This is a genomic window from Pontibacter sp. HJ8, from assembly GCF_054824225.1.
In genome coordinates, this window is sequence record NZ_JSYF01000166.1 from 1 (window position 1) to 8,584 (window position 8,584).

General features: G+C 53.8%; 5 protein-coding genes. 3 read left to right on the plus strand and 2 right to left on the minus strand.

The window, feature by feature from the left end; translation table 11 throughout:
• Together OB13_RS08510 and OB13_RS08515 are read left to right on the plus strand one after the other, a co-directional pair.
• A partial coding sequence (locus tag OB13_RS08510; protein ID WP_461489734.1) for a SusC/RagA family TonB-linked outer membrane protein occupies positions 1-2,786 on the plus strand: 2,786 nt, incomplete at its 5' end.
• 18 nt (positions 2,787-2,804) lie between these two features.
• Positions 2,805-4,244, plus strand: coding sequence for a RagB/SusD family nutrient uptake outer membrane protein (locus tag OB13_RS08515; protein WP_461489735.1), 1,440 nt, complete (start codon positions 2,805-2,807; stop codon positions 4,242-4,244).
• Positions 4,245-4,361: 117 nt separating this feature from the next.
• Here the strand turns inward: OB13_RS08515 and aspS are convergent, their stop codons facing one another.
• On the minus strand, positions 4,362-6,122 hold the full coding sequence (gene aspS / locus OB13_RS08520) for an aspartate--tRNA ligase (protein WP_461489736.1): 1,761 nt from the start codon (positions 6,120-6,122) through the stop codon (positions 4,362-4,364).
• 261 nt (positions 6,123-6,383) lie between these two features.
• A complete protein-coding gene (locus OB13_RS08525; RefSeq protein ID WP_461489737.1) occupies positions 6,384-7,292 on the minus strand; it encodes a glycerophosphodiester phosphodiesterase in 909 nt (302 codons plus the stop codon).
• 88 nt (positions 7,293-7,380) lie between these two features.
• On the opposite strand from OB13_RS08525, the gene OB13_RS08530 reads away from it, so the two are divergent.
• On the plus strand, positions 7,381-8,584 hold a 1,204-nt coding region (locus tag OB13_RS08530), incomplete at its 3' end, for a glycosyltransferase family 39 protein (protein ID WP_461489738.1).

Sequence of the window (8,584 nt, forward strand, 5' to 3'; positions counted from 1 at the left end):
CTCTTACCCTTCCTGCCAACATCTCCCCGGCCAACGCTACACTGATCTTCAGTTTTATAGGTATGGCAACACAGGAAGTAGCGATCGGGGACCGAAGCACTGTAAACGTAGCGCTTCGAGCCGATACAAGACAACTATCCGAAGTAATCGTGACAGGCTATACCACGCAGACCCAACGGGAAATTGCCGGCTCTATCTCCACAATTAAGTCAGAAGAGATCAGCCGCGTGCCGATCGGATCGTTTGACCAGGCGCTGCAGGGCCGGGCAACCGGTATACTGGTGCAGGCTAACTCGGGCCAGCCGGGAGCTGCCGCCAACGTGGTGATAAGGGGCAGAGGCTCTATCCTGGGCAGCAATACGCCCCTCTACATCATGGATGGCATTGAGATCTCAGCTGCCGACTTTGCTACGCTCAACCCCATGGACTTTGAAAATACAAGTATACTCAAAGACGCCTCCGCTACCTCCATCTATGGTTCCAGAGGTGCAAACGGCGTGATCGTGATCACCACTAAAAAAGGCCGGGCCGGCGCCACCCGCATCAATTATGATTTCCAGTATGGCTCTTCTTATGCGCCCGACAATAAGCTGGAGCTGATGAATACGAGCGAAAAACTGGACTACGAGCTGGCCCGGGGAAATCCGTATGGCTGGTCACCGGAAGAATTGGATAAACTCCGGAAAATCGAAACGGATTGGGAAGATGTATTCTTCCGTACCGGAAAGACGCAGAACCATACCCTGAGCGCATCGGGCGGATCCGATAAAACCACCTATTTCCTCTCAGGTTCTGTTTTTGATCAGACGGGCACCGTCCGCAATACAGGCCTGAAAAGGTATACCGGCCGTGCCAATGTTGGAACCACGGCAGGTGACTTTAATTTCGGACTCAACTCAACATTCGGGTACTCAGAGTTCACCAACACAAGCGAAGCCAATACAGGTATAGCCACCCCCCTCAACGCGATCCGTTGGACGAACCCCTATGAAACGCCTTACGATGAGGAAGGCAACTATACCCAAATGGTATCCGGGCAACCGAATGCGCTGCAGGAGCTCCTCGAGAATAGCACCAACAAAAATCAGCTCAAAGGGGTCGGTAATATTTTTATAAACTATTCGGCTCCGTTCCTGCAAGGGCTGACGCTGAGTACGAACTGGGGCGGGGATTATACCTCCAATGAGACGACAGCTTTCGTAAGTCCGGACACGTATTCCGGGCAGTTCTCTACGGGTGGTTCCGGTAGTTTTGCCCGTGGCTATAACCGTACGTTCCGGTATACGGGTACTACCTCCGCATCTTACGCCACCACGTTTGGCGAAGAACACTCGCTCAAGGTAGCCCTCTACAATGAGATTGTAAAAGGAAGATACCGGCAGTTTGGCTTTACAGGCTATGGTCTGGGAGGCGCTTTCCAGAACGAAGCTGGCATCACACCGGGCAACTCTGATAACGGCTTCATTCCGACAGTGAGTGGAAATGGCACCGAGAACGCCCTGCTATCTTACTTTACCAACATCAACTATGGCTTCCGGGACAAATATTTTCTGACTGTAGGCGCCCGTCGTGACGGCTCCTCCCGCTTTGGTGCTGACAGACGCTGGGCCAACTTCGGCTCTGTTGGGTTGAGCTGGATAGTAACGGACGAGCCTTTTATGGAAAGCCTGGCGAATGTGTTCACGGATATGAAATTCAAGATCAGTTATGGCTCTTCCGGAAACCAGGTCTTGCTGGACGATGTGGGCAACCAACTTGACTTTGCTTCGAGAGCTTTGTTTGGCCGTGCTGTGTATGCCGGCGTAGGCGGCCTGGTGCAGCAACAATTGCCTAATCCCGAGCTACAATGGGAAAGAAAGAATATCTTCAACACAGGTCTGGAGCTCTCCACCCTGAACGGCAGGCTGCGATCCACCATTGAATTCTACAACGCGCTTACAACAGACCTGTTCCTCAACAGGCAGCTCTCCAGAACATCCGGCTATTCGGAACTGATTTCCAACATAGGCGAACTACAGAACCGGGGCGTTGAATTCTCGCTCGACGGGGACATCATCGCAACTGCTGACTTCACCTGGTCTGCCAACATCAGCCTGACCCGTAACAAAAACGAGGTGAAGAAGCTGGTAGGGGAACAGGATGAGATTGTAGACGGCATCTACATCAACCGTATCGGAGAGCCGATGAACTCCCTATACCTGGTGCGCTATGCCGGTGTAAACCCTGCCAACGGGAACGCCCGGTACTATACCCGGGAGGGCGAAGTGACCGAAGTATATGACCCGAACGACCGTGTGATCGTGGGCACTGTAGAAGCCCCTTTCTTTGGGGGTTTTGGCAGCTCGCTGAACTTCAAAGGTTTTGAAGTTAGCGCTTTCTTTAGTTTTGTTCGAGGCAATGAGATCTATAACAACGATCGCCAGAACGTGGAAAACCCGTCCTACCTGTGGGACAACCTCTCCCGTGAGCTGACCACCGAATGGAAAGCAGCCGGCCAGGAGACCAATATCCCCAGACCCGGATCTCCGTTCAGATCAGGCACTACCCGCTTTGCAGAGGATGGAGACTTCGTCAGACTGCGCAACGTGAGCGTGTCTTATACCCTACCACAGAGCTGGGCGAACACGGTCAAGTTAAGTACCATCAGGCTGTATGCGCAGGGGCAAAACCTGGCCACCTGGACAGATTTCAGAGGTTTTGACCCGGAGGTTTCAACCGGATCTTTGGTAGGAGCGCAATATCCTGCGCTGCGCACGCTCACGTTTGGGTTGAATATCGGTTTATAAAAATTTAATTGTACCAAGATGAAAATCAGACAACTATTTATAGGCATTGGCTTAGGCTGTGCCCTGGTATTATCGGCTTGTGAGGAAGTGATCGAAGTAGAACCGGAATTCCAGAAAGACGCCACAGAGATATTCACCACGTTAGAAGAATACGAATTTGCCCTGACAGGTACCTATGCGCTTTTCAGACAGGTAGGCTACTTCGGAAATGGCAGCCAGACCTCAGGCACGTGGTCGGTATTGCCGGACATGATGAGCGACAACGTGGTGCAGACCGGTGAGGACCTGGCTAACTTCCAGGACCAGACCAACTGGGTCTATGCAGCGGACGACGACGACATAGACGTGGCCTGGCAGGCAGCATACCTGGTGGTCACGCAGGCAAACATTGTCCTTGACAACATCGACCAGTTTGCTTCGGAAGACCCGCAGCGGGTGAACCGCATCCGGGGACAGGCACTGGCTATCCGGGGCATGGTGCACTTCGACCTGCTACGTTACTGGGGTGTGGAGTATGACCGTAATTCCACAGCGTTGGGCGTTCCGTATAAGACCAGCCAGGATTATGAGGAGATGCCAGGCAGACTGTCGGTAAAAGAGACGTATGACAACATCTTCAAAGACCTGGAAGAAGCAGAAACCCTGTTGGGTGATGCGGACCAGGAAATCAATTCAGATGAAAGAGCCTACATAGATCAAGTGGTCGTACAGGCCCTGCTGGCACGCATTAACCTGTATGCCAAGAATTATGCGGCGGCTGCAGAATATGCTTCCCTGGTGATCACTGAAAGGCCTTTGGCTGCCAGAGAGGAGTTCGCCGATATCTGGACAGACGATACGGACGCTGAAGTGATCTGGGCGGTAGCGTATAGCTCCGGTGAGGGTTCTCCATCCAGCAGCCTGCACAACGGTCCCTCTAACCGTAACCGCCACCGGCCTGCTGCAGACTTAGTGAAACTGTACCAGCCAACGGATGTCCGGCTGGCGGCTTATATCGGCACCCGGGAGCTTTCGGGCACAGAACGTGTGATCGTAAGCAAGTTCCTGACCCGTAATACGACAATGGATAACCTGGTGAACTGGAAGGTGTTGAGAACGGGAGAAATGTACCTGATCCGTGCCGAGGCAAGAGCCTTGTCCGGAAACGCGGCCGGTGCCCTACTCGACCTCAACACACTACGGGCAGCCAGAATAAGCAATCCGGCCCCTGTGGCTGCCACAGGGCAGGGCCTGTTGGATGCGATAGCCGAAGAACGCCGCCGGGAATTGTTTGCAGAGGGGCATCGCTGGTTTGACCTGAAGCGCACGACCCGCAGGATCGTGCGTGCTGATTGTGAACTGGAATCCACCACGTGTGAACTGGGGCCGGATGCGCGGGAGTGGGTATGGCCAATTCCACAGGTAGAGATCGACACGAACCCCAATATCAACCAGGACCAGCAGACGCCGGGATACTAACCGGGCATCACTCAGGTATAAAACAGAAGCGGCTGCCGGTATCGGCAGCCGCTTCTGTTTTATACCTGGGCAAGTTCAGAAAAAAATCTGTTCTGAAGCGCCCGGCCAGGTATAGCCTTACTGCGAAGGCATGTTCTTCAACTTGATATGCAGCTCATCCAGCTGCGCGCCGGCAACCGGAGAGGGCGCGTCGATCATCACATCACGGCCCGAGTTGTTTTTCGGGAAGGCGATAAAGTCCCGGATGGAATCTGCACCGCCGAAAAGGGAGCACAGCCTGTCGAAACCAAAAGCGATACCACCGTGCGGAGGCGCGCCGTATTCGAAAGCGTCCATCAGGAAGCCAAACTGCGCCTTGGCCTCGTCATTGGAGAAGCCCAGCAAACGGAACATCTGCTCCTGCAGACGACGGTCGTGGATACGGATCGAACCGCCGCCTACTTCCACCCCATTGATGACCATGTCATAGGCATTGGCGCGGATGTCCCCCGGTCTGTCATCGATCAGCTCCAGGTCTTCCGGCTTGGGCGAAGTGAAAGGGTGGTGCATGGCGTGGTAGCGGTTGGAGTTTTCATCCCACTCCAGCAGCGGGAAGTCTACGACCCAAAGCGGAGAGAACACATTTTTGTCACGCAGGCCCAGGCGTTCCCCCATTTCCAGGCGGAGCTCGTTGAGGGCTTTGCGTGTTTTGTCTTTGCCACCGGCCAGTACCAGCAGCAGATCGCCCGGCTGTGCGCCAAAGGCTGCAGCCCAGGTTTGCAGGTCTTCCGGGGTATAGAACTTATCGACTGATGACTTCACCGAGCCGTCTTCCTGCACGCGCGCATATACCAGGCCGGTAGCGCCTATCTGCGGACGCTTCACAAAATCGGTCAGTTCATCCAGTTGCTTGCGGGTATAGCCCGCTGCCCCTTTGGCATTGATGCCTACGACCAGCTCGGCATCGTCAAACACTTTGAAGCCCTTGTTCTTCACCAGGTGGTTCAGCTCGACAAAGCGCATTTCAAAGCGTGTGTCCGGCTTGTCGGAACCATACAGTTTCATGGCGTCGGCATACGTCATGCGGGGCAGGTGGCCGATGTGCACGCCTTTTATTTTGTGGAACAGGTGCCGGATCAGGCCTTCGAAGGTATGCAGAATGTCCTCCTGTGTCACGAAAGAAAGTTCGCAGTCGATCTGCGTGAATTCCGGCTGGCGGTCAGCGCGCAGGTCTTCGTCACGGAAACACTTCACGATCTGGTAGTACTTATCAAATCCGGACACCATCAGCAGCTGCTTGAACGTCTGCGGGGACTGGGGCAGGGCATAGAATTCACCCGGGTTCATCCGGCTTGGCACCACAAAATCGCGGGCTCCTTCCGGAGTTGACTTGATCAGCACCGGTGTCTCTACTTCAATGAAATAATGATCGTCCAGGTAGGCGCGCACAGCACGCATCATCTGGTGGCGCAGCTCGAGGTTGCGGCGCACCGGCGTACGGCGCAGGTCCAGGTAGCGATACTTCATGCGGAGATCGTCGCCTCCATCCGTATCGTCCTCGATCATGAAAGGCGGCAGCTTGGCAGGGTTCAGGACCTCCAGCTTGGTTACTTTCAGCTCGATCTCGCCTGTGGGTATTTTGTCGTTTTTGGAGTAGCGCTCCACTACTCTGCCTATCGCTTTGATCACGTATTCGCGGCCAAGACCACGGGCTTGCTCAAACAGGTGGGCTGGCGTGAAGCCGTCTTCAAAGGTAAGCTGCGTGATGCCGTAGCGGTCACGGAGGTCAATCCAGAGCATACCGCCCTTGTCGCGCAGGCGTTGTACCCATCCAGTCAGTACAACTTCCTCGCCTACATTATCAATTCTTAGTTCGCCACAAGTATGTGTCCGGAGCATAATGTCGTTTGATTATGATATGATGCAAAAGTAATAATTGTTTCGCTGGAATGCGCCGAAAAATGAGCACCTTCCTGATGCAGAACGAAGATCACGAAACGCAGGTGATCTCCGGAAATATTGTTTACGAAGCTACACCTGTCCTTTGTTAAAATAACAGGAAACGATGAAAAGAAGCTTAAACAAGATCAGGTATATTTCGCTTGCTATACTACTCATTGCGTTGCTGTTGCTCAAGTAGTACTGGCTATACCTGCTCCCCTAGTTCTGATCTACCAGCGCCCGCATGCGTTTTACATTGTTTACCTGGATGGCGTCGGGTTCCATGGCCAGCATCTTGGCTATACTTGAACCGGACTTGCCCCCGAACAACACGATCTGTAGTCCCTGCTGCCTGGCACGTTGCACCTGCTCTTTGCTCACCTTCTTGCCATTGGCCGTGACGCCCTGCAGTTTATGGGTCAGGGCCTCCTGCACTGACACGTCAAAATCGTCTCCGGCATCCAGCAGCAGGACCGCCCCGGGCTCCAGCTCCCGCACCGTATGCAGCAGCTGCACATCCGGAAAAATGAACGCCAGCTTCTCTACCGGGTAGTTATACTTACGTAGCATTTGCAGCAAGGACTCCGCATAAAATGTGTTTCTGGAGGGATCGTGGTTGCGCAGGTCGATGTGCAGGTAGGGCAGATCCGGGTATTGCTCAAACCACTGCAGCATGCTCTCCAGGGTAATAAGTTTTTCGCTCTGGAACAGGTCGTAGAGGATACCGCCTTTGTAGTTCAGCCCCACCACTTCGGATGCCGGCAACTGTTCTATCATCCCTTTGCCTTCACTCATGGTTTCCAGGCTGGTATCGTGGTACAGAATCGGCACCCCGTCTTTGCTCACATGCACATCCACTTCCACCCCATCGGCGCCATCTTCTTCCATCGCTTTCACAATAGAAGACATGCTGTTGGCAGGCAGTGGGTTGTAGGGGTTGATCGGAGAAAAGAAGCCCGAGCCGGCATGCCCGATCACCAGCACATCTTTGGGATACTCCTCTTTCTGGCCCTGGCACGCACTCAGCAAAAGCCCCCAGACGATGGCCCATACAGCAGCTGTAGGCAGGCCCGGGAGCCTTTTTGGGGTACTAAAGGAACGGGCAGCGGTCGGCCGGGTAAAATTCATACACAAACTTACCCTGATATAACTTAAATTAGCAGCAAAATTCCTGAAAAAATTGATGGCTTTCTGATAAAGCCTCGTTCTATACACCATGCAGTCTCCCATCGATACCACACCGCAAGATACCACGGCACCCGCCACAGCAGACAAAACGGGCATTCACAACCGGGTCCTGATACCCCTCTCCGTCATCCTGGTGATCGCGCTGGTGATACGAATGGTAGCCGCTTTCTTTTCCAAAGGCTTTGCTTTCCACGACGACCATTTTGATGTGATCACCATCGCCCAGAACTGGTTGTATGGCCTGCCTTCGTGGCTACACGAGGATATGCCGCCACGCCACAGCATGTTCTATGCAGGTATACACTATGTGCTGTTTTACCTCATGGAAGGGATCGGCATCACCAGCCCGGACATCAAAATGACGGTGGTACGGGTGCTGCACGGGCTATACTCTCTCCTGATCGTGTACTATGGCTACAAGATCACCGAAAGGCTTTCGAACCAGGCCAATGCCCGCATTGTGGGCCTGATGCTGGCCCTGATGTGGTTTATGCCCTTCATGAGCGTGCGTAACCTGGTGGAGATGGTCTGTATCCCGCCTTTCCTGGCCGCTTTTTACCACATGCTCAAGCCGGAAGAACGCAACCGCAACTGGCGGTATTTCGGGGCGGGCGCTTTGTTTGCAGTGGCCTTTGTATTGCGCTACCACACGGTCCTCTTCCCGCTAGGCGCCGGACTGGTGTTGCTGTACCGCCGGCAATGGAAAGAGATCATCTGGCTGGGCCTGGGCTTTGTCGTGATGGCTACGCTGATCCAGGGCACCATTGACTACGTGTTCTTCGATTATCCTTTCCACTCGGTGGTGACGTACTTCCTTTACAATACCGACAATGCCTATAACTACAGCACAGGCCCGGTTTACCGGTTTGCGCTTACCATACTGGGTTTTATGGTGCCGCCGCTGAGCGTATACCTGCTGCTGGGTTATAGCAGGACAGCCCGTATCGCCCCTATGCTCTTCTGGGCAGGTATTGTATTTTTTGTCGTGCATTCGCTTTTCCCTAACAAGCAGGAGCGTTTCATTCTGCCGCTTTTCCCCCTGATCATGATACTGGGTATAATCGGCTGGCAGAGTTTTGTGCGACACTCCCGGTTCTGGCAGGGCCATAAAAAACTGCTGGCCTTCAGCTGGAGCTTTTTTTGGATCATCAACATACTGGTCGCGGTCGGTATGGCCCTGACCTATACCAAGAAAAGCCGTGTGGCCCCGCTCGTATACCTGTCAGAGAAGC

Coding starts and splice junctions, on each gene's coding strand:
- OB13_RS08515 (WP_461489735.1), top strand. CDS start 2,805: ATGAAAATCAGACAACTATTTATAGGCATTGGCTTAGGCTGTGCCCTG.
- OB13_RS08525 (WP_461489737.1), bottom strand. CDS start 7,292: ATGAATTTTACCCGGCCGACCGCTGCCCGTTCCTTTAGTACCCCAAAA.
- aspS (WP_461489736.1), bottom strand. CDS start 6,122: ATGCTCCGGACACATACTTGTGGCGAACTAAGAATTGATAATGTAGGC.